This window comes from Ruania halotolerans, from assembly GCF_021049285.1.
GTDB classification, from domain to species: domain Bacteria; phylum Actinomycetota; class Actinomycetes; order Actinomycetales; family Beutenbergiaceae; genus Ruania; species Ruania halotolerans.
The window spans coordinates 1345533-1371746 of the sequence record NZ_CP088017.1 but is presented as its reverse complement, the minus strand read 5'-3'; the positions used below and the strand labels follow the sequence as shown (position 1 = coordinate 1371746).

The following is a 26214-nucleotide window of genomic DNA, read 5'->3' as shown; positions in this document are numbered from 1 at the left end:
CCTGTGGCGCTCTGACGAGCGTCGGGGTGTGTGAGGTACTACGGGGTGACTACGCGGCCCGTGGCCTCGTACTCGATGAGGATCAGTGTTCCTCTTCGAGTGCGAAGTTCACGTAGATCGCGGAGAGCAGGGTGAAGATGTACGCCTGCAGCAAGGCCACGAAGACCTCGAACAGGGTGATGAAGATGCCGCCGGCGAAGGCCAGCAGGCCGGTGATCTTGATCAGCCCACCGCCCTCGAGCAGCAGGAAGTTCGTGGCGGCGAAGCACAGCACCAGCATCAGGTGCCCGGCCATCATGTTCGCCAGGAGCCGGATCGTCAGGGTGGCCGGCCGGAGCACGAACACCTGCAGTGCCTCGATCGGAGTGATCAGGATGTACGCGGGCCACGGGATCCCCGGGGGGAAGAGCTGTGACTTCAGGTACTTGCCGATGCCGTGCTTGCGCACACCGGCAGCCAGGTAGACGAAGAACACCCACAAGGCGAGGACGAGCGGCAACCCCACGCGTGAGGTACCGGCGATGTTGAGGAACGGCACCACACCGGCCAGGTTCATCGCGAGCACCGTGAAGAAGATCACGGTCAGCATGCCGAGATAGGGGCGCGCACGCTCCTTGCCGAGGATCTGCTCGCCGATCTGCACCCGGACGAACTGAACGCCGAGTTCGACGATGCTCTGTCCGCGGCTGGGCACCAGCGAGGACTTGCGCGTGGCCAACCAGAGCAGCAACAGGAGGATGGCCACGACGATGAACCGGACCAGCATGATCCGATCGAATCCCCAGAAGGAGCCGAGGTCGGTGCTGCCGAACAACGCGGCCGGGAAGAACTCTTCGATTCCGGGGGCGTGGAAGCCGCTGCTGTCCTCGCCTTCGGCAAGGATTGGCGCGGCAATGGCTGCGGTGGACAGGGTGCTCTCCCCAGGAACATCGGGCTCGTGGACCCACAGCTGCGCTCCGGGCAGCATCGCAGGAACCGAACTCAGGTGGGCTGGAAGTGACTGCAGTCAGCCTACCTGATCAGGCAGGTGGATTGTGACGTTCATGTGAAGGTGAGGGCTCCGCAGAACCTGCGTCGGCGGCTCCCGCAGGGGGCGCCGTTCCCGTGCTCTCCGGGGCCCTCGAGGCCTCTGACGGCGAGGTCGCCTCTGCCTCGTCCGGCTGCGAGGTCTCGGCGACCTCCGCCGTCGGCGATACGTAGGGCAGGCGCGCGGTGGCGATCGTGACGACCTCGACGACAGCCGAGGCAGCCACGGCGATGAAGAGCGCACCGATGAAGATCTCGCGGTGATAGAAGTCCTGTTCGCGCAGCCAGAGCAACGCCACAGCGAGCAGCGCCATCTTGACGAGCCAACCACCGATCAGCACGATCTGCAGGAGTTCGGGCCCGCGGCCTGCCACAAGGTGCATGGCCAGGACGGTGGCGCCCGTGAACACCAGGCTGATCCCCGCGGCGAGCAACGCCGCCCAGAGTCCGGCGACTCCCGCGACCAGTAGGCCGAGACCCGCGGCGAGCACGCCGACGACGCCCGCGACCACCAGTAGCCGGCGCAGCACGCGCGCGATCAGGGCGAGGACAGCTTCGGTACGGATGTACCGATCGTTGAGGAACGTGGGCTCGGGCACGTGCGGGTGTCCTTCAGTTCGGATGATGGCTGGCCGTGCGTTGCTTGAGGAACGTGGGCGTGGGCAACGGCACCACCGTAACGATCGTGGCGAGGACGGCACCAATCCCGCCACCGATGAGCACCTGCTCCACCGGGAACCACACCAGCGCTGCCGCGCTGAAAGACACCACGGTGGTCCACACATACATGATCGCCACCGCTCGGCGGTGGGAGTGTCCGCGGTCGAGCAACTTGTGGTGCAGGTGGGTCCGGTCGGCATGCCATGGCGACTTGCCGGCAAGTAGCCGCCGCCCGCTGGTCACGGCCACATCCAGAAGCGGCAATGTCAGCACCGCCACCGGCAGGATGATCGGCACGAACGCCGGAATGGCCTGCCGGGCTTCGAGCACCCCCGGGTTGATCTGACCGGTGACCATGATGGCGGCGGCGGCCACGGTGAGGCCGAGCGCCATGGCACCGGAATCGCCCATGAAGATCCGCGCGGGGTGGAAGTTGTGCGGGAGAAAGCCCAGGCACCCGCCTACCACGGCCGCGATCAGCACCGTGGCCAGGTTGGAGTAGTCGGTGGGGTTGTTGTTCTGGGTGAGCACATAGGTGTAGACGAAGAAGGCCGAGCCCCCGATCGCGATCACCCCGGCGGCCAGCCCGTCCAGGCCGTCCACCCAGTTGACGGCATTGATCGCCACCACCACCACGATCACCGTGATCATGAGGGAGAGCCGGAAGGAACCGATCGTCAGCCCGAAGATCGGCAGGCTGGCCAGTTGCACGCCCTGCCAGGCGAGGGCCCCCGCCACCACGATCTGACCGATCAGCTTGGTGATCCAGTCCAGGTCCCAGATGTCGTCCGCCACGCCGAGCAGGCAGATTCCCACTGTGCAGGCGAGGATCGCCCACGGCAACGAATCGGAGAACACCGGTTGCAGGAACCGCGTCTGCGAGGCGAAGACGAGTGCGGCAGCCAGGCCTGCGACCATCGCCACCCCGCCCAGCCGCGGGGTGGGCACGGTGTGCACATCCCGCGCACGCACCGCCGTCACGGCTCCGGTGCGTTGTGCCAATCGCCTGGCCAGCGGCGTGGTCAGGTAGGTGACCGCCGCCGCGATCGCGAGTATCAGCAGATAGACGCTCACGGCGTAGTGGCGTCCTCGGTGTCAGTCCCCTCCGGCTCGGTCTCGTCCGGCGTGGTCTCGTCCGGATGGGTTTCGTCCGGCGTGGTCTCGCGGGCGCCTTCGTCCGTCAGCTCACTGTCTGCTGCCTCAGCGCCCGCCGACTCACCGTCCGCTGTCTCGATGATGTCCTCACCCCCGGAGTCGCCGGCCTCGGCCTCGTCATCGACCTGGTTCTCCGGCAGCAACTCCGGCGCGATGGATCCGAGTTCCTCCGCCGTGAGCACTCCCTCGCGCACGATCCGCAGGCGCGGACCGGTGGCGTCGACGATGGTGGAGGGCACGGCGCCAGCGGTCGCTCCGCCGTCGAGATAGACGCGCACCGCGCGCCCGAGCTGAGCGGCGGCGTCGGCGCAAGCCACGGCAGCGTCCTCGCCGGTCTTGTTTGCACTGGAGACCGCCAGCGGACCCGTGCGGCGCAGCAATTCGAGGGCGATCTCGTTGTCTGGCATTCGCAGTGCCACTGTGCCGTGCGTGTCGCCAAGATCCCAGTGCAGACTCGGCTGCGCCGTCAGGATCACCGTGAGCGGGCCGGGCCAGAACTCGGCCACCAGATCACGTACCGGCTGTGGGATCTCCGTGGCGAGGCCGTCCAGCGTGCGCACATCACCGATCAGCACCGGAGGCGGCATCTGCCGGCCACGACCCTTCGCGTTCAGCAGCGCCGTGACCGCCTTCGGGGTGAAGGCGTCCGCAGCAATGCCGTAGACGGTGTCGGTGGGGAACACCACGAGTCCCCCGGAAGCCAGCGTCTTGACCGCCTCATCCAGGTGGCCCGGTCGGGTCCCGGCGTCGGTGCAGTCCCGAATCTGCTCGTTACTCACGAGAGGTGAGTCTGTCACGATTCACCCTCGGTGTGCCTCTCTGCACGGGGGGCGGCGCCGGGTGCTGCTCGACCGTGGCACAGTGAGCCCGTGCCGAACTCCGCGCCGCCTTCACCTGGACCTGCTTCTCCCCGCTCTCCAGATCGGGCCTCCTGGTTGCTGCGGGCAGCGTTCGGCGCGGCAGTTCTCCTCCAGTTCGTGGTGCTCTACCTTCCTCAGACGCCGGACGGAACGCCCAGCACTCCTGGCTCTGACAAGGCCGTGCACCTGCTGATCTTCGCGCTCGTCATGCTCACCGGCAGACTGGCCGGCATCCGCACCCGTCCGTTGGTCCTCGGACTTCTCGTGCACGCAGGTCTCAGTGAGCTCGTCCAACACACCCTGCTCCCGGCGCGCGCAGGCGACCTACTCGACATACTCGCGAACATCGCGGGAACCGGCCTCGGCTGGTACGTGGCGTCAATGATCACCCGGCACCGGCTTCGCCGTTGACGCCGGTCGCCAAGCGAGGCAGGGCAGCGAGCACGATCGACGACGGCGGAACGAGCCGAGCAGGCGTGCTACCGCTTCCGGGCGATCAGCATCCGATCACGGCCGGCGAGGTCCTGACCGGTACGTACCTGCTCCAAGGTACCGGTCCCTTCAGCGAGCTCCCGCAACGCCTGCGCCTGGACCTCGGCATGCTCCATCACGAGCGTGCCACCGGATCGGAGCAGTGTCACCGCGCGTGCGAGCACGCCACGGGGCACGTCGAGACCGTCCGCACCGCCGCCGTAGAGGGCCAGGTCCGGGTCATGATCACGTACCTCGGGATCCACCGGCACCGCATCAGGAGGGATGTAGGGCGGGTTGGACACGACCACGTTCACCGTGCCGTCGAGGTAATCCAGCACGTCCGGAGAGGTCGCATCCGACCATTGCACGTCGATGGTCAAGCCCAGGCGGCCGGCGTTCTCCTCCGTCGCCGACGCCGCCTGCTGGCCGAGCTCCACGGCATACACCTCGGCGGCTGGCACCTCGTGTGCAACAGAACAGGCGATCGCCCCGCTCCCGCTGCACAGGTCCACCACCACCGGCCGGGCCACTCCCCCGGCGATCGCAGCCTGCACTGCGTCGATCGCCACCCCAGCCACGACTTCGGTCTCCGGCCGCGGCACGAATACTCCGGGCCCCACCTCGAGTTCGAGATAGCGAAACGCAGCGGTACCGGTGATGTGCTGCAACGGCTCCCTGCGCCGTCGGCGATCGATCGCCTCGGCGAACCGGCGCGGGAAGTCGGCGGGCATGCGCGGCGGCACCACCAGCGTAAGGCGCTGGGCGCTGAGCAGGTGCTCGGCGATGCGGAGGGCGTCCACGTCCGGAGAGGGCACTCCAGCCTCCTCGAGGAGAGCTGATCCGGCCCGGACGATGGCATTCAACGACGGCGGCTCATGCGTCTGTCCATCGGCCGCCAGTCCCAAACGGGCCCATGCCGCATGTTCGGCATCGGCGGTGCCGCGCGACCGATCGGCCGGGGTGCCAGAACCGGCCGGACCGCGGGGATCAGTCACCGGAGGCAGCGAGGCGTTCGGCCTCGTCCAGTTCGATCGCGGAGGCGATCACCGGTCCCAGATCGCCGGAGAGCACGGCGTCGAGGTTATAGGCCTTGTATCCGGTGCGGTGGTCGGCAATCCGGTTCTCCGGGAAGTTGTAGGTACGGATCCGCTCGCTCCGGTCCACAGTCCGCACCTGGGAGCGGCGTAGTTGCGCCGCTTCGGCATCGGCCTCCTCCTGCTGAGCCGCCAGTAGCCGGGCACGCAGCACCCGCATCGCCTGTTCGCGGTTCTGCAGTTGAGACTTCTCGTTCTGCATGGAGACGGTGATCCCGGTCGGAAGGTGCGTGATCCGGACGGCGGAGTCAGTGGTGTTCACGCTCTGCCCGCCCGGGCCGGAGGACCGGAATACGTCGATGCGTAGATCATTCTGATCGATCTCCACCTCGCCGGGATCATCCACCTCGGGGAACACGAGCACACCGGCGGCGGAGGTATGGATGCGCCCCTGCGATTCGGTCACCGGCACCCGCTGCACCCGGTGCACACCGCCCTCGTACTTCAGGTGCGCCCAGACACCCTCGGCCGGATCCGTGGATCGTGATTTCACCGCCATCGAGACATCCTTGTACCCGCCGAGATCGGAGTGGGTCTCATCGAGCAGCTGGGTACTCCACCCCTGCCGTTCGGCATAGCGTTGATACATCCGCAACAGGTCGGCGGCGAACAGCGCGGACTCCTCACCGCCCTCACCCGCCTTGACCTGCACGATCGCGTCTCGGCCGTCGTCCGGGTCACGCGGGATCAGGACGTTGCGCAGCGCATCGGCGGCGTCTCTCGCCGCGGCACGCAGCGGTTCGACTTCGACGGCGAACGCCGGGTCGTCCGCGGCGAGCTCTGCCGCGGCTCCCGCATCATCGACGGCGCTGCGCCAGGTGCGATACGCCGCCACCACACGGCCGAGCTCGGCGTAGCGCCGGCCCAACATGCGCGCCCGTGCCTGATCGGCATGAACGTCTGGATCTGCCAGCGCGGACTCGATCTCCGCATACTCGGCAAGCAGCGGTTCGACCGTGGCGAACTCCTGGTCCATGCCCATCCCTCCCTCGTTCGTCGACACACGTGCGCACCCGCTCCCGCGCGAGTGCGGCTGATCTCGGGTAAATCTCACCACGTGGGCGAAATCGGCCGCACTCGCGGTGAAGGGGGCTAGTCGCGGTGACCAGACGTGGGCGTGGTCTTGTTCACCGTGAGCAGGAACTCGGTGTTGGAGGAGGTGTTGCGTAGCTTGGACTGCAGCAATTCGATCGCCTGCTGCTGGTCCAGCGACCCGAGCAGCCGACGCAACTTCCAGATGATCGCCAGCTCGTCCTCAGAGACCAGCAGTTCCTCGCGCCGGGTACCGGAGACATTCACGTCCACGGCCGGGAAGATCCGCTTATCGGCGAGGTGACGGGACAACCGCAACTCCATGTTCCCGGTGCCCTTGAACTCCTCGAAGATCACCTCGTCCATCTTCGAACCGGTCTCCACCAGCGCCGAGGCGAGAATGGTGAGGGAGCCGCCGTGCTCGATGTTGCGGGCGGCCCCGAAGAACTTCTTCGGTGGGTACAACGCGGAGGCGTCCACACCACCGGAGAGGATCCGCCCGGAGGCGGGCGCGGCCAGGTTGTAGGCGCGTGAAAGGCGGGTGAGCGAGTCCAGCAGCACCACCACGTCCTGCCCCAGCTCCACCAGGCGCTTCGCCCGTTCGATGGCGAGTTCAGCCACGATCGTGTGATCGGAGGCGGGCCGGTCGAAGGTCGAGGCGATCACCTCACCAGAGACCGTGCGCTCCATGTCCGTGACCTCTTCGGGCCGCTCGTCCACGAGCACCACCATCAGGTGTGCCTCCGGGTTGTTCGCCGTGATCGCATTGGCGATCTGCTGCATGATGATCGTCTTGCCCGCCTTCGGCGGCGCCACGATCAGACCGCGCTGGCCCTTGCCGATCGGGGCCACGATGTCCACGATCCGCGAGGTGAGCTCCTTCGCAGAGGTCTCCAGCTGGAGCCGGTCCTGGGGGTAGAGCGGAGTGAGCGAGGAGAAGTGCGGACGATGCCCGACCTCGTCGACGGGCACACCATTGACCTGGTCCAGGCGCACCAGCGCGTTGTACTTCTGGCGCTGGTTGTTCTCCCCTTCGCGCGGCTGGCGCACCGCACCCACCACTGCGTCTCCACGGCGCAGGGCGTGCTTCTTCACCTGGCCGAGCGAGACGTACACATCGTTGGGCCCGGGCAGGTAGCCGCTGGTCCGGACGAAGGCATAGTTGTCCAGGATGTCGAGGATCCCGCCGACTGGCAGCAGCACGTCGTCCTCGGAGATCTCCACCTCCTCCTCGATCGGCTCGGGGGAACGACCGCGCCGCTTACGGTCCCGGTACCTGTCCCGGCCCCGCCGACGACGGCCCGAGCGTTCGTCGTCCAGGTCACTCTCTCGAGCGGCGGCCGAGTCCTGGCGGCCGTCCCGGCCGCCCGAGTCGTTGCCGCTGTTCCTGGGGTTGCGACCGGAGGTATCTTGCCCGCCTCGGGAGTTGCGACCGCCGGCATCGTTTCGGCCAGACGAGTCAGATCTCCCGCTACCCGCATCATCGGGCCGGCGACCTTCGGGCAACTGGATGTCGTCCAGAGAGGGGGTACGGGAACTGCCACCGTCCTGCCCCATCGACGGCAGGTCGAGCTGCGGCTGCCCGCCGTCGGAACGCACACGACGGTTGCGGCGGCCACCGGCCGTATCGGCCTCGGCGGCCCGGTCGCGACGCGTGGCCTGATTCTCGCGTGCGGGCTGATCCTCGCGGGGCGCCTCGTCGCGGGAGGACCGGTTCGACTGAGCGTCGCGGGAGTTCTGGCCGTTCACCTGGCCCTCACCGGAACCTCTGTTGCTGGTCCGGGAACCACGCGCGGGCCGGTCGCTGCTGGCTACCTGACCACCTGCTTCGCGTTCTGCGGCAGCCCCGGTCCGGGCGGCAGCGTCGCTCTGGGGGGCAGCGTCGCTCTGGGGGGCAGCGTCGGCCTGGGGGGCGGCGTCGGCCCGGGGGGCAGTCTCAGCCTGAGCGGCACCGGTGCCCTGGCTGCGCGAACGTCGAGAGCGGCCGGCCGGGGCCTTCTCGGCGGAGCTCACCTTCTCACGAGCGGAGCCGCCGTCCTGCGCGGGCGCTGTGGCGGGCTCTCCGGAGTCGGAACGCTCGGTGTCGGTCTGCGCAGCGTCGGACGTCACGGCGTCGGTCTTCGCAGAGCCAGACTTCGCGGTGGATCGCCGAGGCGGACGGTCCTGCTTCGCCGGCGCACGCTGGTCTTCTTGGGCGTCGGCGCGCGGAGCGGACGCCGCGGACCCGCCGCTACGTGCGGCCCGGATGGCTTCCACCAAGTCGCTCTTGCGCATCTTGGCGGTACCTTTGAGCCCCAACTCGCCGGCGAGCGACTGCAGCTCGGCAAGACGGAGTGAGGACAGAGCAGCGCTGCGGGGCGCTGCGGATGACGTACTGGGTTCTGACACGAGGTTCCTTCCCTCGACACGCACCTGAGCAGAGCTGTCAGGGCGGGGATTGCTTCGGCCATGACCGGCCGGAGTGGAATAGGGCCACGTACTCGGCATTGCCGCACGTGGGCTGGGGCATCACCGCAGGGAACATCGCCCCCGAAGCAGTGTGCTCGGTCAGCCTAGCACCGGTGCATCGGAAGTTCGGCGAGCGGCCGAGCGGGCGGCCCCACGGACAACGACGCGAACCACGTCCTCATCGCCGCGTTCGAACCCACTTTTCGCGTGTGAACCGCCGCGGCGGAGGGTTCACACGCGAGAAACGGGTTCAGATGGTGCGGTCCTCGGATGGTGTGGGGTCACTCGTCCGCACCTCCGGCTCACAGGATCTGCGCCCCCACGAGGTCGATGCTGGGACGCCGTACGGACCACTCCTGCACTGCGCTACCCAGACCTGCCAGCTCCAGAGCTCGATGACTGAGATCGTCGAAGACGAGCACGGTCGGCCCGGCCCCGGAGACCACGGCCGGGTGGCCGGCCTCTCGCAGCCGGCCCACCAGCGCGATACTCGCCATCATGGCGTCAGCCCTCTGGGTTTGATGCAACCGATCCTCGGTGGCGGCCATGAGCAAGTCCGGGCGCGAGGTCAACGCGAGGGTGAGCAGACCCGCACGCCCAGCATTGAAGGCGGCGTCGGCATGCGAGACGGTAGCGGGCAGTGCCGCGCGCGCCCGCTTAGTGGGCAGTCGCTCGGTCGGCACGAGCACCGTGAGTGCGATCCGGGAGTCGACCTCAATGCGGGCCGCGTGAGCATTGCGACCCTGCATCCACGCCACGGTCGCACCACCGAGCAGCGCCGGCGCGGCATTGTCCGGGTGGCCCTCGAAATCGGTCGCGAGTTCCAGCAGCACCCGGTCGTTCAACGCCTCCGGCTCGCTGATCAGCCCGCGTGCCGCAACCAACCCGGCCACCACGGCCGCGGCACTCGAGCCCAGGCCACGGCCGTGCGGGATGGCATTCTCGCAGTCGAGCGAGAACCCTGCCTGAGGCGCGCCCACGTGGTCGAGTCCAGCTCGCAGGGCGCGCACCACGAGATGGTCATCGCCGCCGGAGACTTCTCCGGCGCCTTCGCCGATCACCCGCACCTCGGTCTCACCGGTGGTCGCCCGCACGCGCACGTGATCATGGATCGTGTGGGCCAGACCAAAGGCATCGAAGCCCGGCCCAAGGTTGGCACTGGTGGCGGGCACCCGGACCCGCACCTCGTCGCGAACGAGCCGCATATCAGGACAGGCCGAGGGCGCGAGCCGCATCGGAGACGTCGGTGCCGATCACCTGCGGATCCACGTCTCGCCCGCCGAGGGCGGTGGCCGTGTCCTTGAGACCGTTTCCGGTCACCGTGCACACGATCGTGGCACCCTCAGGCACCTCACCGGCCGCAGCCCGTACCAGGAGACCCGCAACGCTTGCGGCCGAAGCCGGCTCCACGAACACGCCGACCTCGCGGGCGATCATCGCCTGGGCGTCGAGAATCTGCGCATCGGTCACCGAATCGATACGGCCGCCCGAATCGTCGCGCGCCCCGACCGCCAACGACCAGGACGCCGGGTTGCCGATCCGAATCGCAGTGGCCACCGTCTCCGGGAACTCCACCGGCACACCCTTGACCAGGGGCGCTGCGCCGTCGGCCTGGACGCCCCACATCGCCGGCGTACGGGAGGCGAGACCGTCCGCGGCGTACTCGCGGTAGCCCATCCAGTACGCGGAGATATTCCCCGCGTTGCCCACCGGAAGCACGTGGATGGTCGGGGCATCCCCGAGTGCGTCCACCACCTCGAAGGCCGCCGTCTTCTGCCCCTGCAGGCGATACGGGTTCACCGAGTTCACCATCGCCACGGGGTAGGAGTCGGCGAGTTCGCGCACGATCCGCAGGCAGTCATCGAAGTTGCCGTCCACGGCGAGCAAGGTGGCACCGTGCACGATCGCCTGGGCCAACTTTCCGGCCGCGATCTTGCCGTACGGGAGCACCACCGCGCAGCCCAGCCCTGCCCGGACGGCGTACGCAGCGGCCGAGGCGGAGGTGTTTCCCGTGGAGGCACACACCACCACCTCGGTCCCGGTGCCGGCGACCTTGCTCATCGCCATCGTCATACCACGGTCCTTGAACGAGCCCGTGGGATTGGCCCCCTCGACCTTGAGGTACACCTGGGCACCCGTGGTCGTCGAAAGAGTCGGGGCAGGCACCAACGGCGTGCCCCCCTCGCCCAGGGTGACGACAGGGTCGCCGTCCTCGATCGGGAGTCGGTCAGCATATTCGGCGATCACGCCGCGCCACGGCTTGGCCATCAGTTTCCTTCCACACGCAGGATGGAGGTGATTCGCTCGACGACGTCGAGCGTATCGAGATCTGCCACAGTTGCCGCGAGTGCGGACTCGCTGGCGGAGTGGGTGACGATCACGAGGGCGGCCCCGTCCTCGGGGTCACGCACCCCCTGACGGACCGTCTCGATGGAGACGCCGTGGGCGGCCACGGCGGCAGCGATCTCGGCGAGTACCCCTGGCACGTCGAGCACGTCCAGGCGCATCTGGTACCGGGTGTGCACAGCCTGAGCCGGCATCGCGGGTAGCGCCGCGTGTGCCGATTCCGAGGGCGCCTTGCCCCCGTTCACTCGATCGCGCGCCGCGGCAACGACGTCCCCAAGGACCGCACTCGAGGTTGCCGCTCCCCCGGCGCCCGCACCGTAGAACATCAAGGTGCCGGCCGCCTCGGCCTCCACGAAGACGGCGTTGTACGGCCCACGCACACTCGCCAACGGGTGGGTAGTGGGCACCAGCGCCGGGTGCACGCGCACAGCCAGGCCGGCCACGCCCTCGTGCTCGCCCTGCTCGGCGATCACCAGCATCTTGATCACATGCCCGGTCTGCGCGGCGGAGGCGATGTCATCCGAGGTGATGGAGGTGATCCCCTGAACGGGAACGTCATCCATCGAGGTCCGGGAGTGGAAGGCAAGCGAAGCGAGAATCGTCGCCTTCGCCGCGGCGTCGAAACCCTCGACGTCGGCGGTGGGGTCCGCCTCGGCGTAACCCAGCTCCTGCGCCTGGGCCAGGGCGGTGCCGAAGTCCAGACCGTTCGTCGTCATCTCGTCAAGGATGTAGTTCGTGGTGCCGTTGACGATGCCGAGCACCCGGGTGATCGTGTCGCCCGCGAGCGACTCCCGCACACCGCGCACGATGGGCACCGCCCCGGCCACCGCGGCCTCGTAGAAGAGATCCACTCGAGCAGAATCGGCGGCCTCGTGCAGGGCAGGGCCGTGCTGGGCCAGGAGTGCCTTGTTCGCGGTGATCACGCTGGCGCCGGCAGCCAGGGAGTCCAGGATCAGGCCGCGAGCCGGTTCGATACCGCCCATCAGCTCGATCACCAGATCAGCGCGCCGGACCAGGCCAGTCAGATCGTCGGTCAGCAGGTCCACCGGGACCACCGGGTCACGGGTCGTACTGAGCGAGCGCACCCCGATCCCGACGAGATCGAGCTGAGTGCCAGTCCGCGAGCGCAGCTCGGCGGCGTTGCCGAGGAGTCCGCGGACCACCTCGGTGCCGACTACTCCGCAGCCGAGTACAGCCACCCGAAGGGTGGCGGGGGCGCCGTCGTTCATGGTCTCCTTCGTGGAATCGTTCGGGCCGGCGGCGTCCAGAATCCTCCGACGCACAACGTCCTTAACAATAGAGGGCTTCTCGCCTGCGCTCGCGTCCGTCCCACGTCGCGGGCGGGGACGTCGTGCCGGAGCCTCGAGGATCAGCCGAGATCGAGGGCGAGCAGATCCTGCAGGGTCTCGCGGCGGACGATCTCACGTGCAGGCCCGTCTCCCACGGCAACCACACCAGGGCGTGGGATGAGGTTGTACTGGCTCGCCATCGAGCGGCCGTAGGCGCCGGTGGCGGGCACAGCGACCAGATCGCCGGCGCGGATGTCCCCGGGCAGCGCCACGTCCCGCACGACGATGTCGCCGCTTTCACAGTGCTTGCCCACCACCCGGGCCGTGACCAGCGGTGCTGCGGACGTCCGGGATGCGAGCTCGGCGTGGTAGTTGGCGCCGTACAAGGCGGGGCGGATGTTGTCGCTCATCCCACCGTCCACGGACACGTACAGGCGCGAGGCGCCGTCAGGAAGCTGGACGGGCTTGACGGTGCCCACCCGGTAGACCGTCATCATGCTCGGTCCCACGATGGCGCGACCGGGCTCGAAGGAGAAGGCCGGCATCGCCGTGCCGAGCCGTTCGCACTCGGCGCGGCAGGCCTGCGCGAGGGCGCGCGCCACGGCCACGACGTCCACGGCACTCTCGTGCGGGGTGTAGGCGATCCCGTACCCGCCGCCGAGATCGAGTTCGCCGACCAGGTGGCCGGTGCGCTCGGCGAGGTCGGCACGCAGCCCGAGCAGAGCAGTCGCGGCGGCAGCGAACCCGTCCGCATCGAGGATCTGAGAGCCGATGTGGGAATGCAGGCCGAGCAGCTCGAGCTCCGGGAGGGCCAGAATGCGCTCCAACGCAGTCATGGCAGCGCCGCCCGCCAGGGAGAGGCCGAACTTCTGGTCCTCATGCGCAGTCGCGATGAAGTCGTGACCGCCGGCGTGCACACCGGTGGTCACGCGCACCATCACCGGCGCGCGCACCCCGTGCGCCGCCGCACGTTGCGCCACCAACTCGATCTCCGGCAGGGAGTCGATCACGATGCGACCGACGCCGTACGCCAATGCCTGGTCGATCTCGCCTGGCGACTTGTTGTTCCCATGCAAGCCGATATCGCTACCGTCGATCCCCGCCGCGAGCGCCGTGGCGAGTTCGCCGGCCGATGCCGTATCGATCCGCAGGCCCTCGGCATGCACCCAACGAGCGAGGGCGGTCGACAGGAACGCCTTGCCCGCGTAGTAGACCTGGACGTCCGCAGGCGCGAACGCGTTCTCGAAGGCCGCGCGGTAGTGGGCCGCCCGGGCCCGCAGGCCCGGGACGTCCAGGAGGTAGGAGGGCGTACCGAAGGTCTCCGCGAGTGCGGTCACCGGTGTGCCGCCCAGGTGCAGCACACCGTCGATGACGGCGGTCGCGGCCGGCCATAGGTGGGGGGCGTTCGGGTGGGTCACAGGTGCTCCGGGGCGTCGAGGCCGAGGGCGGTCAGCTCAGTGGCGAGTGCCACGGCGACTGCATCGTTGAGGGCGAGTCGGGTGCGGTGCCCCGAGGCTATCGCCTCCGCGCCGCGGGGGGCTGTTCGAGTGCGTGTGAACCAGGTCTGGTAGATCGCTGCGAGCACTCTGGCGTGCGCCTGAACCGACCGTTCGGTGCCCGCATCGAGGGCAGATCGAGCACCAGCGAGGGCCACCAGAAGCCGCCGGTCAGGGAGTTGCAGATCGACGGCAGCCGGTGCTTCGATCGCCAGATCGGCCGGTCTGACTCCGTGCGCACGGGCGATCCGGGAGACATTGCGCGCGCGTGCATGCGCGAACTGGACCCGCTCGAACGCCTCGGAAGCGGTCCCTCCGCGCGAGGTGCGGGCTGAGGGCCGCAAGTCGGCGAGAGCGCCCGTGAGGATGGGCGGGATCACTCGGAGCAGACACGCCGAACTCAGCCAGATCCGCACGGCGGCTCCATCCGCACGGCACCTGGTCACATCCGGGTGCAGGCCCAGGTGGTCCGCGAGTCGGCGAGCGATCGCTGACCGTCTCTGATCGGTCTCGGGCGGCCGGGCCGCGGCTCCCGGTTCAGACTGGGCCGGCGCGCCGGTCGGCACCGCGTACGCCACATCGGTATGCCAGTCGGCGCCGTCACCGGTGCCTGCGCGCAGCGGGATCGACGTTCCGGCGGGGAGCGCGAGAATGCATGCGATCGCCGAGGTCAGGTCATCCGGCCAGAGGATCGGTGGCCAAGGCGGCGTGGCACCGTGCGAGCCGGAGCTCAGAACGACAGCCCTGCATAGAACGCCTCGGCCCCGCTGGGCCCGGTGATGGCGAAGACAAAGGCGGAACCGTCATCTCGCCAGTGGATCGTGGTGTCCTCACCGGACTCGTGGTCGAACCGGGTTCCGGAGCCATCCTCACGGACCGCTCCCTCGTAGACCGGCTCCCCCTGGTCGGTTCGCACCTGATCCAGGTATTCCTCGGCGGCCTCCTCATCGGAGAAGGAGAGCGCGGTCAGGATGAGGGCATCACCGTCGGAGGTGAACGTGCCGGTGTATGCCTCGAGCGCCTCCGGGCTCAGATCCCTCGCCTCGGTCCATCCGGAGTCCTCAAGAAGCCACGTCGCACCATCGGCGTCAGTGACCACCTCGGCGTCAGCAAGGAGAAGGGCATACAACTCGCCCTCGAACTCGGGGCTCGCGCTGGTCGGGGCCGGCGTCGCGGTGTCGATGGGATCGTCGCGGGAGTCGACCAGTGCGATGGCCCCGAACACGAGGGCGCCGAGCACGATCAGGCCACCGACGACGGCCCCGGCGATCACGAGGGCGCTGCGCCGCTCAGGCGGCGGGGTCGGTGCGGGTCCCACGGGCGGGGTGGGTTCGCTCATCCCGGGGTTCTGAGTCACCGCTGCACTCCTCTCGATGGTGGGACACGGCGCGCCCCCCAATCATCGTAGGACGGCCCAGTCGCCGGTGGCCGACCGGAGGCACGCACCAGGAGGCGCCTCTCCCTTGAATCGGGCCCCCACGGTGGAGCCACGGCTCCACGATTTCAACCCGACCGCTGCACCCTGATAGGCTCCGACGCGGCGAAAGCCCCTGTAGCTCAGTGGATAGAGCGTCTGCCTCCGGAGCAGAAGGTCGTGGGTTCGAATCCCGCCGGGGGCACCATTTTCTCAGGCCGTGCACCGCAAAGACAGAGCACGGCCTTTCGCATGTGAGAGCCATACTCTGGACTTCAGCGGACCTGACGGCTCGATTCAGTTCAGGCGGCTCATCGACCGCCGCCGAGGAGACCCTCGAGTAGGTCATCGACGATCCCGACCAGATCGCCGACGAGGCCGGAGGAATCCTCGTCCTCATCCGGTTCCTCCGGTGCGGGCGTGGGACTCGGAGCCGGGGTGGGGCTCGGCGCCGGCCGGGTCGGAGAAGGTTGCGGAGCGGGCGTCGGACTCGGCGCGGGTTGTGTGGGAGACGGAGCCGGGGGCGTCGTCGGGCTCGGCCCAGGCTGTGACGGGGACGGGGCTGGCGCCTCATCGTTCGGCGACGGCTCGGGGGACGTCGAGGGCGATGACGTGGAGGGCGCAGAGGTGGACGGCGATGAGGTGCTCGGCGAGTCTGCAGCACTTTCACCACCAGTCGCACCACCAGCACCAGCACCAGCACCAGCACCAGCACCAGCACCAGCACCAGCCGAGCCTGGGTCACCTGCACCTGTGGGACTCTCGGGCTCGGCCCCGGTGTCCTCGTCGTCAGTCTCAGCCGAGTCTTCGGTGTCGTCGGGCTCAGGCGTCTCGTCCACCTCACCGGTCCACCGGGTCGCTGAATCGCCAGTCACCGGCTCCGAGTCCAGCATCTGGTCCTGCACCCCGAGTCCCGCAGCATCGCGCGTCGTACTGCCCAGCGGTGCCGTGACCGAGGGAACGACGAGAAACAGCAGACCGGCGAGGAGGAACGCGATTCCCACCGGAACGCGCCAAGGCACCGGCTTGCGACGGCGGTCCGCGCGCTCATCCGGTGCGGCGTTCACCGTGTCGCCGGCCTCCGGCGAGAGGAACAGTGTGCTGGCCAGCGGTGCCAGAAATCGATCAGCCTCGGCTGCCCCGGCGGCCACTGCGGCACCCTGAGCGCGGCACGTGTCGCACTTGCGGGCATGCCGGGCACCAGCGACGTCCTGCCCGCCCAGTGCCGCTGCGAGGAGCCGCTTACGGTACCGGTCACAGACCAGATCACCAGCGGGCGGGATCAGCGCCGTCAGGTACGCGCGCCGGAATTGCCGGTCGGCGTGCACGGCTCGGGCAGCAACCCGCGTGGGATCCAGATCGAGCTCATCGGCCACTTCCTCGACCGATCTCCCCTGCACACACATGTGAGTGACGATCGTGCGGGACTGGCGCCCGAGATTGTCCAGGGCCGCGTGCGCGCGGGCCTCGGGGCCGGGCGAGGGCGCGGCTGCGTCGCCCGATCTGGTCCTGCTCATCGTTCCCCCGATGGTCGCACCTGTTGGTCGTGCGTACAGTATGCCGTCTCGACGGATGCCGTGCGTGCCGAGCTCGCGCATGATCGGCTCGCACACGGCGCTAAGGTGTCAGGCGTGCCACTCACTCATGCGACAGGTCAACAGTTCCAGATCGCCCACGCGGGCGCCGTCGCCACCATCACGGAGGTGGGCGCACATCTGCGCGAGTTCCGTGTGGGCACGCGAGACGTGGTCGTCCCGTTCGCCCCGGATGAGCTCCCCCCTGCCTCGAACGGGGCCGTTCTCGTCCCGTGGCCGAACCGGATCCGCGACGGACAGTACTCCTGGGACGGTGTGGAGTACCAGCTGCCACTGACCGAACCGGCGCGTGGCACCGCGCTGCATGGTCTCGCCTCCTGGCAACGATGGGGAATCCGTGAGCACACCACCGATACCGTCGAACTCGGCATCGATCTGCCGCCGACGCCGGGCTACCCGTTCGCGCTCATCGTGAGCGTGCGTTACGCGCTCACTGCCGAGGGTTTGCGAATCACCACGACGGCGACCAACACCTCTGCTGTCGACGCCCCCTATGGAGTGGGCTTCCATCCCTGGCTCTCCCCCGGCCCCGGGTCCCTGGACGAGGCGGTATTACAGCTCGATGCCACCCGATGGGTCCCCACCGATGAGCGCCTCCTGCCCACCGGCGTGGCAGACCTGCCCGCTGAGTTCGACTTCCGCGAACCACGCGTCCTGGGCAGCACCGCCTTGGATGACGCATTCGTCGGTGCCACCTATGACGAGGACGGGATCTCCTGGCTACGACTGCGTGGCTCGGACGGTCGAACGGCGGCGGTGTGGATGGACCGGTCGATGACCTGCTGGCAGCTGTGCACCGGCGACCAGGTGGCGGCGGTGGCCGCGCGGCGGACCGGCTTGGCGGCCGAACCGATGAGCTGCGTGGCGGACGCATTCCGTACCGGCACTGACCTGATCCGCCTCGCTCCTGGAGCGAGCCACACAGTCACCTGGGGCCTGGCACTCACCTGAGTGTTGTCGCGCCGGGAATGGCGAGGACCCGGATCCGGCCAGTAGCACGGCCATCGGGCTAGCCGCGGATGGTCAGCGCTAGCCTCGGGTGGTCAGCCCTGGGTGCACTGAAGGGTTTCCGACGTCAGCGGCACAGCAGCATGCTCAGCGAGCCACGTCTGCGGATCCACCGTGGTGAGCGCTTCATCCACGTGCACTTCGAGGTGCAGATGCGGACCGGTGGAGTTGCCGTAAGAACCGACGGCGCCGATCACCTCACCCGCCGTCACCTTCTGGCCGGCCTGCACGTAGACCCCGTTCGGATACATGTGTACATACCAGGTCCAGAAACGTTCACCATTCACCTCGTGCTCGACGATGACGAGCATGCTGCTGCGCCCGTCCTTGCCCGTGCCCGCGTAGGTGACCGTGCCCTCGGCGACGGCGTGGATCGGCGTGCCCGCAGCAGCGGACATGTCCAGTCCGGTGTGCATGCTGCGGGAGCCGAAGATGGGGTGCACGCGGTAGCCGTAGCGAGAGGTGAGGTTGTACGCGCCTTCAGCCAACGGCTGCACGATGTCCGGAGCGGTGGCTTCGACCTCCGAGGCCAGCACACCGTTGGCCTCGACCGGGCTCGATCCACAGGAGGTGGGTGCGCGATCAGCAGTACTCCGGCTCGCCGAGGCGAGCGAACGCAGCGACGCGAGCGGGTCGGCGGCCAGCGCGGCGGAGGCGTCGGTTGACACAGGGCTACCGCCGGACGCGAGCACGTCGAACGCGCTCGACTCGGCCACCGGATGGCCAGTCGCCAGGTCAGTGGAGGACGTCGGCTGCGCGGCTCCGGTCAGCGGAATCACCGTGGTCAGCGCGCCGAGCGCGCCCAGCACGGCAAGTCGCGGGAGCCAGCGATGGTTCGACCGCGCCGACCGCACAGCTCTCGTGGGCAACGCCGCGACACGCGCCTTCGCCGTGGACGGGGCCGGAGTTGCCGGCACGTCCGCAACCGCCGACGGCGTGGCAGTGGCAGTGGCAGTGGCAGTGGCGTCAACGACCGGCTCTGTGGAGGCAGCGGCGATGGCCGCTGGTCCGGCGTCGTGTTCCGGTGCAGCGGTCAGCTCCGCAGTGGCGGGCGGGGCTGCGGGCAACTCGGCACGCATATCCGCTGCCGGTCCGTCCGAGGCCGGCAACGCCAGGGCGGCGATCAATCGGCCAGGCGCGTCGTTGGACTCCTCGGCAACCTTCGCCGGCCGAACGCCGGCGACCGGGCTGCCATCAGCCTCTGCCGTCATCCGAGCCCGCTCGCGTGCCCGCAACTCCCGGCGGGTGAGCGGGCGGGGCGTCTTCGCTGGCGCTGCTTCGACCCGTCCGGAGGCCGGCGGTCCACCGCCAGTGACGTCACCGCGGCGAGCGGCCTCCCGCAGTTGGCGCCGGGTCGGGAGTGCGTCAGCGGTCGACATACGCTGCGAACTCACACAACCTCCGGGCAGGGGACGGACATGACGGTCGGCGCATCGCGGAGAGGACGCGACACACCGATGCTGTGACGTGGTGGGATGATTCGCTCCAGTGTAGTTCGACCGTTGCTGCTGAATGGCACAACTCACCGGATCACAAAAGCGTAACGGAACTGGTGCGCACAGTCCACCAACGTGAGCAGCCCCACCTCGGCGTGTTGCGCGCCGATCGGAACCCGCCCTCCCGGCCGGGATGTGGGACAGTGTCGTCATGCCTGCCGCAGCACCAGGATCTGCATCGACCGTCGTCCTCGTCGTGGAGGACGAACCGGAGATCGCCACGCAGATCGCCCGCCGACTCGAGGCCGAGGGCTGGGTGCCGCACACCGCTTCAGACGGCCTCGACGGGGTGCGAGCCGCCGAGGCACTGCATCCGGACCTCATCGTGCTCGATGTGATGTTGCCCGGGATCGATGGTTTGGAAGTGTGCCGGCGGATTCAGGCAGCCCATGCCGGAGCAGGTACAGCGGCACCGCCGATCCTGATGTTGACCGCGCGCGACGACGAGACCGACATGATCATCGGACTCGGCGTGGGCGCGGACGACTACATGACCAAGCCGTTCTCCATGCGCGAACTTCTCGCTCGACTGAAGGTGCTGCTGCGCCGCGTGGAGCGCGCCCGGCAGGCACCGGTGACAGAATCGGGAAGCACACCGCTGACCCTCGGTGACCTCGTGATCGATCGGGCGGCTCGCCGTGTGAGCCGGGCCGACGACGAGGCCCACCTGACGCCCACCGAGTTCGACCTCCTGGTCTGCCTCGCCCAGAGCCCGAAGACCGTGCTCTCGCGTGAGCGCTTGCTCGCCGAGGTGTGGGACTGGGCCGACGCCTCGGGGACCCGGACGGTCGATTCGCACGTGAAGGCGCTTCGACGCAAGCTCGGCTCTGACCTGATCCGCACGGTGCACGGCGTGGGCTACGCACTTGAGCCCAATCCTGAACCCGGTGCGCACTGAGCGCCGATCCCCGATCGTGAGCGTCATCGAGGTGATCCGATGAGGAGCCGGCGCCACCTGCGTCACGCACGCACCGCCGTCAACTGGCGCGATCGGATCGACGGGCTCTACGGCGATTTCCGGCCGCTGGACCCGGTGCGCTCGATCAAGATGAAGCTCATCGTGATCATCGGAGCCACGGTGGCCCTGTTCACCCTGGTGACCTGGATCGGTGACAGATTCGACTTCGGCGTGCTCCGCACGTTCCCGGTGGCGCTCGTGTGCTCGCTCGTCCTCACCCAGATCCTCGCTCGGGGGATGACTCGGCCACTGCGGGAGATGACCGCCGCCGCGGGTGCGATGGCGCGCGGGGACTACAGCCAGCAGGTGCATACGGACAGTCAGGACGAGGTGGGGCAGCTGGCGGCAGCCTTCAACTCCATGGCGCAGGACCTGGACACACTGGACACCCAACGACGGGAGATGGTGGCCAACGTCTCGCACGAGTTGCGCACACCGGTGGCCGCCCTGCGCGCGCAACTGGAGAACCTGGCAGACGGCGTGGTCGATCCCGATCCGAAGGAGCTGGAGGCGGCGCTGACTCAGGTGGAGCGCTTGTCCCGGCTGATCAGCTACCTTCTCGACCTCTCCCGGCTCGAGGCCGGCGCCGCGGACCTCGACCTCGCCGATGTCGCCGTCGGACCATTCCTCAGGGACGTCGTCACCCAAGCGCGGCACGCCGCCGACGAGACTGGCCGTGACTTGAACTGGGAGGTCAGCACCACTCCGGAGGGTCTGCATCTTCGTGCTGACGAGGAACGGTTGCGCCAGGTGATCTCCAATCTCCTGCAGAACGCTTCCCGGCATTCCCCGCGCGGCGGCACGATCTGGCTCACCGGCCGAGCCGAACCGAGCCGATCGACCGTGGTGATCGAGGTACTCGACGAGGGACCCGGTATTCCGGTGGCGGATCGTCAGAAGGTGTTCGAACGTTTCGAACGGGGGAACGCCCCAGGTCAGCGCGGCGGGCAAAGTACCGGCGGCACCGGACTGGGGCTCGCAATTGCCCGGTGGGCGGTGACTCTGCACGGCGGCACGATCGCGGTGGCCGACCCGCCCCACGGCTCGGGCGCGATGATCCGAGTGACGCTTCCTGGCGCCGGCTCTGTGCGCGATGCGGCCAGACCGTCCCAAGGGGATGCGTGAGGGTCGCCCTGACCGGGTGTTGACCCCCTCTTTGATCCGCCCCCCTGCGAGGACCCAACCCCGACCGAATCGCGGAATCACGGCCGCCAAGATGCGCCAAGCACCGCGTGTGTCACCTAGGCTGGACCTCACACATCCATACGCGCACCATGGTGAAAGAGGGCGATCCCCGAGTGTCCCAGCAGGCACCCCACGACGACACGTCAGCATCGGCGACCTTCGGCGGGAACGAGTGGCTCATCGAGGAGATGTACGCCCAGTACCGCGAGGACAAATCGCAGGTGGATCCTGCCTGGTGGGACTTCTTCGAGTCGTACTCACCGCGCGAGGTGAGTCCTGACTCCTACGGTGAGAGCACCGATTCGACTGCATCACCTGCGCCACCGTCGCAGCCGGTCGAGTCGACGCCCGTCACGCCCGAGGCACAGGCAGAACAGGCGAAGCGAGCCGCACCGAGCGGCAGCCAGGCGCCCCGGACTCCAGCGATCGAGGCCCCGACCGCACCGAAGGCGACGCCGCCGAGCCGACCGGCCGTTGTGCCGGCCAAGCCCGTCGAGCCTGCCCCGGCGACCACCGCGCAGGCGAATGACACCACGCCGCCGTCGCTGAACGTGCAGGGCGATGTGCCGCCTGAGCCCCCGATGGCCACAGCAGAGGCTCCGACGGCCGCGTACACGCGCTCGATCACCGGGGGTGGCCCCCGTGACGCCGGGGGCGATGACGAAGTGGTGAAGTTGCGCGGACCAGCCGCTCGCGTCGTCACCAACATGGAGGCCAGCCTCGGTGTTCCGACGGCGACCAGCGTGCGTACAGTGCCCGCGAAGCTCATGGTCGACAACCGGATCGTGCTGAACAACCACCTGCGCCGTAGCCGCGGGGGCAAAGTGTCCTTCACCCACCTGATCGGCTTCGCCGTGGTGGAAGCCCTTGGCGACATGCCCGAGATGAATGCCGGCTACCGCGAGGTTGACGGCAAGCCCGGGCAGGTGCGACCCGCCCATGTGAACTTTGGTCTCGCGATCGACCTGGCCAAGCCGGATGGCACCCGGCAACTGCTGGTGCCCTCGATCAAGGGTGCGGAGTCGATGGACTTCGCGGAATTCTGGCGAGGGTACGAGGAGGTGGTGGGCAAGGCGCGCAACAACAAGCTCACCGTGGACGACTTCACCGGGACCACGATCACGTTGACCAACCCGGGCACGATCGGCACGGTCCACTCGGTACCTCGCCTGATGGAGGGCCAGGGCACCATCATCGGTGTCGGGGCGATGAACTACCCGGCCGAGTATCAGGGCGCCGCTGCCGAGACTCTCTCCAAGCTGGGAATCTCGAAGATCCTCACGCTGACCTCCACCTACGATCACCGGATCATCCAGGGCGCCCAGTCGGGTGACTTCCTCCGGATCGTGCACAGCAAGTTGATCGGTGAGGACGGCTTCTACGATCGGGTGTTCGCAGCCCTGCGGGTGCCGTATGAGCCGGTCCGGTGGACCACCGATGTCTACTCCGACAGCGAGGACGACCTCGGCAAGCCGGCACGGATTGCCGAGTTGATTCACGCCTACCGCTCGCGCGGCCACCTGCTGGCCGATACCGACCCGCTCGCATACCGGCAACGCAAGCACCCCGACCTGGACGTGCAGAACCATCAGCTCACGTTGTGGGACCTGGACCGTACCTTCCCTACCGGCGGCTTCGGTGGCAAGTCCAAGATGTTGCTGCGCGACATCCTCGGATTGCTGCGCAACTCCTATTGCCGCACCATCGGCGCCGAATACATGCACCTGCATGATGGTGCACAGCGACGCTGGTTCCAGCAGCGGCTGGAGTCCGGCTGGGCAAAGCCGGATGTGGAGGAGCAGAAGCGGATCCTTCGCACCCTGAACGCCGCCGAAGCGTTCGAGACGTTCCTGCAGACGAAGTTCGTGGGGCAGAAGCGGTTCAGCCTGGAAGGTGGCGAATCACTGATCCCGTTGTTGGACCGGGTGCTTGAACGCGCAGCCGAAGAGTCCTTGGACGAGGTGAGCATCGGGATGCCGCACCGCGGCCGCCTGAACGTCCTCGCGAACATCGCCGGGAAGTCCTACGCGCAGATCTTCGCCGAGTTCGAAGGCAACCAGGATCCACGCACCGTCCAGGGCTCCGGTGATGTGAAGTACCACCTGGGCACCGAAGGCACCTTCACCGCCTCCACCGGGTCCACCACGAAGGTGTACCTCGCTGCGAACCCCTCGCACCTGGAAGCCGTGAACGGTGTGCTTGAGGGGGTGGCGCGAGCCAAGCAGGACCGCATCGACCTGGGCGGGGCCGGGTTCTCCGTGCTCCCGTTGCTGATCCACGGCGACGCCGCCTTCGCGGGCCAGGGTGTGGTGACCGAGACCTTGCAACTCTCCCAGCTTCGTGGCTACCGCACCGGCGGGACGGTGCACGTGCTCATCAACAACCAGGTGGGCTTCACCACCGGAGCCTCGGCCTCGCGGTCCACGCTCTACTCCACCGATGTGGCCAAGGGCCTTCAGGTGCCGATCTTCCACGTGAACGGGGACGATCCGGAGGCAGTGGCCCGCGTGGCCGAACTGGCTTTCGACTATCGGCAGGAGTTCAACAAGGACGTCATCATCGACATGGTGTGCTATCGCCGACGCGGGCACAACGAGGGTGACGATCCGTCGATGACCCAGCCGGTGATGTACTCCCTCATCGAGAAGAAGCGCAGCGTACGCAAGCTCTACACCGAGGCCCTGGTGGGTCGCGGCGATCTCACCGAGGACGAGGCCGAGGAAGCACTGCAGCACTACAAGTCCGAGCTGGAGCGCGTCTTCACCGAAGCCCGGAGCAGCAACGGTGCGCAGTCCTCCGAGACTCAGGTGGCCGGCCTCGAACGCCCGGAGTCCCAGATGGAGGACGCCGGAGTCATCATCGGGTGGCAGACGGCCGTCCCCGGCAAGGTGCTCGAGCACATCGGGTCTGCGCACACCCGCCCGCCCGAGGGTTTCAACGTGCACCCGAAACTCAATCAACTGCTGGAAAAGCGCGCCCAGATGTCCACCGACGGCGCCGTGGACTGGGCCTTCGGGGAGATACTCGCCTTCGGCAGCCTGCTGATGGAGGGCACCCCGGTACGACTGACCGGTCAGGACTCCCGGCGCGGCACCTTCGTGCAGCGCCATGCGGTGATGCACGACCGCTTGAACGGCGCCGAGTGGACGCCGCTGATGTACCTCACGCCCGATCAGGCGAAGTTCTGGGTGTACGACTCCTCGCTCAGTGAGTACGCCTGCCTCGCGTTCGAGTACGGCTACTCGGTGGAGCGACCGGACGCCCTGGTGCTCTGGGAGGCTCAGTTCGGCGATTTCGTCAACGGCGCCCAGATCGTGATCGATGAGTTCATCTCTGCGGCCGAGCAGAAGTGGGGCCAGAGTTCGTCGGTGGTGCTGCTGTTGCCGCACGGCTATGAGGGTCAGGGGCCGGACCACTCCTCGGCACGTAAGGAGCGCTTCCTGCAGCTCTCCGCCGAGGACAACATGATCGTTGCCGAACCTTCCACGCCTGCGAACTACTTCCACTTGCTCCGGCGCCAGGCCTACCAGCGCCCGCGCCGGCCCTTGGTGGTCTTCACACCCAAGCAGCTCCTCCGGCTCAAGGCGGCCACCAGCACGATCGAGGACTTCGCTTCGGGCACGTTCCAGCCGGTGATCGGGGATTCGACTGTGGACCCGGCCGGAGTCGACCGCGTGCTGCTGTGCAGCGGCCGCGTCTACTACGACCTGCTGGCCGAACGCACAAAGCGAGAGGACACCTCGACGGCACTGGTTCGGATCGAGCAGCTCTATCCGCTCGATGCTGACGCCATCGCCGCAGAGCTGGGCCGGTATGAGAACGCCGAGTTCGTCTGGGTGCAGGATGAGCCACGCAATCAGGGTGCGTGGACCTACCTGATCACGCGACTACCGGCGTATGTTCCGGTGGTGGCCAAGCGCGGGATGCGGGTGATCTCCCGGCCTGCCTCGGCCGCTCCGTCCGCGGGGACGGCGAAGGTCCACCAGGCCGAGCAGGCTGCGCTCCTGGAGGAGGCGTTCGCACGGTGAGCGCCCACGCCGCGGAGCGCACCGGCCGGCGGCGGATCTGCGTGGTCGGCGACGAGCTCGTCGCCGGAATCGGGGACGCGCGCGGTCTGGGGTGGACCGGGCGGGTGGCCGCTCGGACTCGGAGTGAGGATGTGCTCGAGTACTACCCGCTCGCCGTCCCGGATGAGACCACCACCGCACTCTCTGCCCGGTGGGAGAGCGAGTGCAATCGGCGGTTCGGAGCGGGCGAGAATCGTCTCGTGGTGGCGCCCGGCTCGGCCGACCTGCGCCATGGCCTCTCCTTGGCGCGCAGTCGGCTCAACCTTGCGAACGTGCTGGATGACGCTGCAGCGCGGCAGATTCCGGCTTTCGTGCTCGGCCCCCCGCCGCGTACGGACACCGACGGTGCGGCGCTGGCGGAACTCTCCACGGCATTCTCGGATGTGTGCAGTAGACGCCGGGTGCCGTACGTGGAGACATACTCCCCGCTGGCCAACCACGAGCAGTGGCTCGCCGATCTCGCCTCGACGGGTGGGACTCACCCGGAGCAGGCGGGCTACGGCCTGCTCACCTGGCTGATCCTGCACAACGGCTGGCACGACTGGCTGGACATCCCCCAGGACGACTGACGCCCGCGTAGAACCCCGCGTGCCCAAGTGGCACGACCGGCC

Annotated in this window: 21 protein-coding genes and 1 tRNA gene; 7 read left to right on the top strand and 15 right to left on the bottom strand. The window is 68.2% G+C overall.

The window, feature by feature from the left end; genetic code table 11:
• Positions 1-82: 82 nt before the first annotated feature.
• The 4 genes from atpB to LQF10_RS05975 are packed head-to-tail and all read right to left on the bottom strand — an operon-like array spanning position 83 to position 3620.
• Positions 83-967 (bottom strand): F0F1 ATP synthase subunit A, encoded by an 885-nt coding sequence (atpB, locus tag LQF10_RS05990; protein WP_231066574.1) that lies wholly within the window; start codon positions 965-967, stop codon positions 83-85.
• A 52-nt stretch (positions 968-1019) separates the two neighbouring features.
• On the bottom strand, positions 1020-1625 hold the full coding sequence (locus LQF10_RS05985) for a Cg1360 family ATP-synthase-associated protein (protein WP_231066573.1): 606 nt from the start codon (positions 1623-1625) through the stop codon (positions 1020-1022).
• Between the two features lie 13 nt (positions 1626-1638).
• Positions 1639-2760 (bottom strand): glycosyltransferase family 4 protein, encoded by a 1122-nt coding sequence (locus LQF10_RS05980; protein WP_231066572.1) that lies wholly within the window; start codon positions 2758-2760, stop codon positions 1639-1641.
• Positions 2757-3620, bottom strand: a complete 864-nt coding sequence (locus LQF10_RS05975; RefSeq protein WP_231066571.1) for an L-threonylcarbamoyladenylate synthase — start codon at positions 3618-3620, stop codon at positions 2757-2759. Before LQF10_RS05975 ends, LQF10_RS05980 begins: the two co-directional genes overlap by 4 nt.
• A gap of 90 nt (positions 3621-3710) precedes the next feature.
• On the opposite strand from LQF10_RS05975, the gene LQF10_RS05970 reads away from it, so the two are divergent.
• Complete coding sequence (locus LQF10_RS05970) at positions 3711-4112, top strand: VanZ family protein (protein WP_231066570.1); 402 nt, start codon at positions 3711-3713, stop codon at positions 4110-4112.
• A 68-nt stretch (positions 4113-4180) separates the two neighbouring features.
• Here the strand turns inward: LQF10_RS05970 and prmC are convergent, their stop codons facing one another.
• From prmC to LQF10_RS05925, 9 genes are all read right to left on the bottom strand, one after another.
• Positions 4181-5170: a peptide chain release factor N(5)-glutamine methyltransferase gene (gene prmC, locus LQF10_RS05965; RefSeq protein ID WP_231066569.1), complete on the bottom strand. Its 990-nt coding sequence runs from the start codon at positions 5168-5170 to the stop codon at positions 4181-4183.
• Positions 5163-6245 (bottom strand): peptide chain release factor 1, encoded by a 1083-nt coding sequence (prfA, locus tag LQF10_RS05960; protein WP_231066568.1) that lies wholly within the window; start codon positions 6243-6245, stop codon positions 5163-5165. The genes prmC and prfA overlap by 8 nt, the downstream gene beginning before the upstream one ends.
• Before the next feature lie 116 nt (positions 6246-6361).
• Positions 6362-8689 (bottom strand): transcription termination factor Rho, encoded by a 2328-nt coding sequence (gene rho, locus LQF10_RS05955; protein WP_231066567.1) that lies wholly within the window; start codon positions 8687-8689, stop codon positions 6362-6364.
• 362 nt (positions 8690-9051) lie between these two features.
• Complete coding sequence (thrB, locus tag LQF10_RS05950; RefSeq protein ID WP_231066566.1) at positions 9052-9954, bottom strand: homoserine kinase; 903 nt, start codon at positions 9952-9954, stop codon at positions 9052-9054.
• A 1-nt stretch (position 9955) separates the two neighbouring features.
• Entirely contained in the window at positions 9956-11017 is a 1062-nt protein-coding gene (gene thrC, locus LQF10_RS05945) for a threonine synthase (protein WP_231066565.1), read from the bottom strand.
• Positions 11017-12324 (bottom strand): homoserine dehydrogenase, encoded by a 1308-nt coding sequence (locus tag LQF10_RS05940; RefSeq protein WP_231066564.1) that lies wholly within the window; start codon positions 12322-12324, stop codon positions 11017-11019. Before LQF10_RS05940 ends, thrC begins: the two co-directional genes overlap by 1 nt.
• Positions 12325-12464: 140 nt before the next feature.
• Positions 12465-13802 carry a diaminopimelate decarboxylase gene (gene lysA / locus LQF10_RS05935; RefSeq protein ID WP_231066563.1) on the bottom strand — a complete coding sequence of 446 codons (1338 nt, stop codon included), beginning with the start codon at positions 13800-13802 and terminating at the stop codon, positions 12465-12467.
• Positions 13799-14296, bottom strand: coding sequence for a DALR anticodon-binding domain-containing protein (locus LQF10_RS05930; RefSeq protein ID WP_231066562.1), 498 nt, complete (start codon positions 14294-14296; stop codon positions 13799-13801). Before LQF10_RS05930 ends, lysA begins: the two co-directional genes overlap by 4 nt.
• Positions 14297-14610: 314 nt before the next feature.
• Positions 14611-15237 carry a hypothetical protein gene (locus tag LQF10_RS05925; RefSeq protein WP_231066561.1) on the bottom strand — a complete coding sequence of 209 codons (627 nt, stop codon included), beginning with the start codon at positions 15235-15237 and terminating at the stop codon, positions 14611-14613.
• Positions 15238-15426: 189 nt separating this feature from the next.
• Here LQF10_RS05925 and LQF10_RS05920 point away from each other — a divergent pair.
• Positions 15427-15502, top strand: a tRNA-Arg gene (locus LQF10_RS05920).
• A 103-nt stretch (positions 15503-15605) separates the two neighbouring features.
• Here the strand turns inward: LQF10_RS05920 and LQF10_RS05915 are convergent.
• Positions 15606-16811, bottom strand: coding sequence for a hypothetical protein (locus LQF10_RS05915; protein WP_231066560.1), 1206 nt, complete (start codon positions 16809-16811; stop codon positions 15606-15608).
• Positions 16812-16925: 114 nt separating this feature from the next.
• On the opposite strand from LQF10_RS05915, the gene LQF10_RS05910 reads away from it, so the two are divergent.
• Positions 16926-17840 carry an aldose 1-epimerase family protein gene (locus LQF10_RS05910; RefSeq protein ID WP_231066559.1) on the top strand — a complete coding sequence of 305 codons (915 nt, stop codon included), beginning with the start codon at positions 16926-16928 and terminating at the stop codon, positions 17838-17840.
• Positions 17841-17932: 92 nt separating this feature from the next.
• Here LQF10_RS05910 and LQF10_RS05905 read toward each other — a convergent pair whose 3' ends face one another.
• Entirely contained in the window at positions 17933-19291 is a 1359-nt protein-coding gene (locus LQF10_RS05905; protein WP_231066558.1) for a peptidoglycan DD-metalloendopeptidase family protein, read from the bottom strand.
• 253 nt (positions 19292-19544) lie between these two features.
• On the opposite strand from LQF10_RS05905, the gene LQF10_RS05900 reads away from it, so the two are divergent.
• The 4 genes from LQF10_RS05900 (at position 19545) to LQF10_RS05885 (ending at position 26172) form a co-directional block, all read left to right on the top strand.
• Positions 19545-20291 (top strand): response regulator transcription factor, encoded by a 747-nt coding sequence (locus LQF10_RS05900; protein WP_231066557.1) that lies wholly within the window; start codon positions 19545-19547, stop codon positions 20289-20291.
• A 39-nt stretch (positions 20292-20330) separates the two neighbouring features.
• Positions 20331-21476 (top strand): HAMP domain-containing sensor histidine kinase, encoded by a 1146-nt coding sequence (locus LQF10_RS05895; RefSeq protein ID WP_231066556.1) that lies wholly within the window; start codon positions 20331-20333, stop codon positions 21474-21476.
• A gap of 149 nt (positions 21477-21625) precedes the next feature.
• Positions 21626-25564 (top strand): multifunctional oxoglutarate decarboxylase/oxoglutarate dehydrogenase thiamine pyrophosphate-binding subunit/dihydrolipoyllysine-residue succinyltransferase subunit, encoded by a 3939-nt coding sequence (locus LQF10_RS05890; RefSeq protein ID WP_231066555.1) that lies wholly within the window; start codon positions 21626-21628, stop codon positions 25562-25564.
• Positions 25561-26172: a GDSL-type esterase/lipase family protein gene (locus tag LQF10_RS05885; RefSeq protein ID WP_231066554.1), complete on the top strand. Its 612-nt coding sequence runs from the start codon at positions 25561-25563 to the stop codon at positions 26170-26172. Before LQF10_RS05890 ends, LQF10_RS05885 begins: the two co-directional genes overlap by 4 nt.
• The last annotated feature ends 42 nt before the right edge of the window (positions 26173-26214 follow it).

Coding starts and splice junctions, on each gene's coding strand:
- atpB (WP_231066574.1), bottom strand. CDS start 967: ATGCTGCCCGGAGCGCAGCTGTGGGTCCACGAGCCCGATGTTCCTGGG.
- prfA (WP_231066568.1), bottom strand. CDS start 6,245: ATGGACCAGGAGTTCGCCACGGTCGAACCGCTGCTTGCCGAGTATGCG.
- thrB (WP_231066566.1), bottom strand. CDS start 9,954: ATGCGGCTCGTTCGCGACGAGGTGCGGGTCCGGGTGCCCGCCACCAGT.
- thrC (WP_231066565.1), bottom strand. CDS start 11,017: ATGGCCAAGCCGTGGCGCGGCGTGATCGCCGAATATGCTGACCGACTC.
- LQF10_RS05940 (WP_231066564.1), bottom strand. CDS start 12,324: ATGAACGACGGCGCCCCCGCCACCCTTCGGGTGGCTGTACTCGGCTGC.
- LQF10_RS05915 (WP_231066560.1), bottom strand. CDS start 16,811: ATGAGCAGGACCAGATCGGGCGACGCAGCCGCGCCCTCGCCCGGCCCC.
- LQF10_RS05900 (WP_231066557.1), top strand. CDS start 19,545: ATGCCTGCCGCAGCACCAGGATCTGCATCGACCGTCGTCCTCGTCGTG.
- LQF10_RS05895 (WP_231066556.1), top strand. CDS start 20,331: ATGAGGAGCCGGCGCCACCTGCGTCACGCACGCACCGCCGTCAACTGG.
- LQF10_RS05890 (WP_231066555.1), top strand. CDS start 21,626: ATGGTGAAAGAGGGCGATCCCCGAGTGTCCCAGCAGGCACCCCACGAC.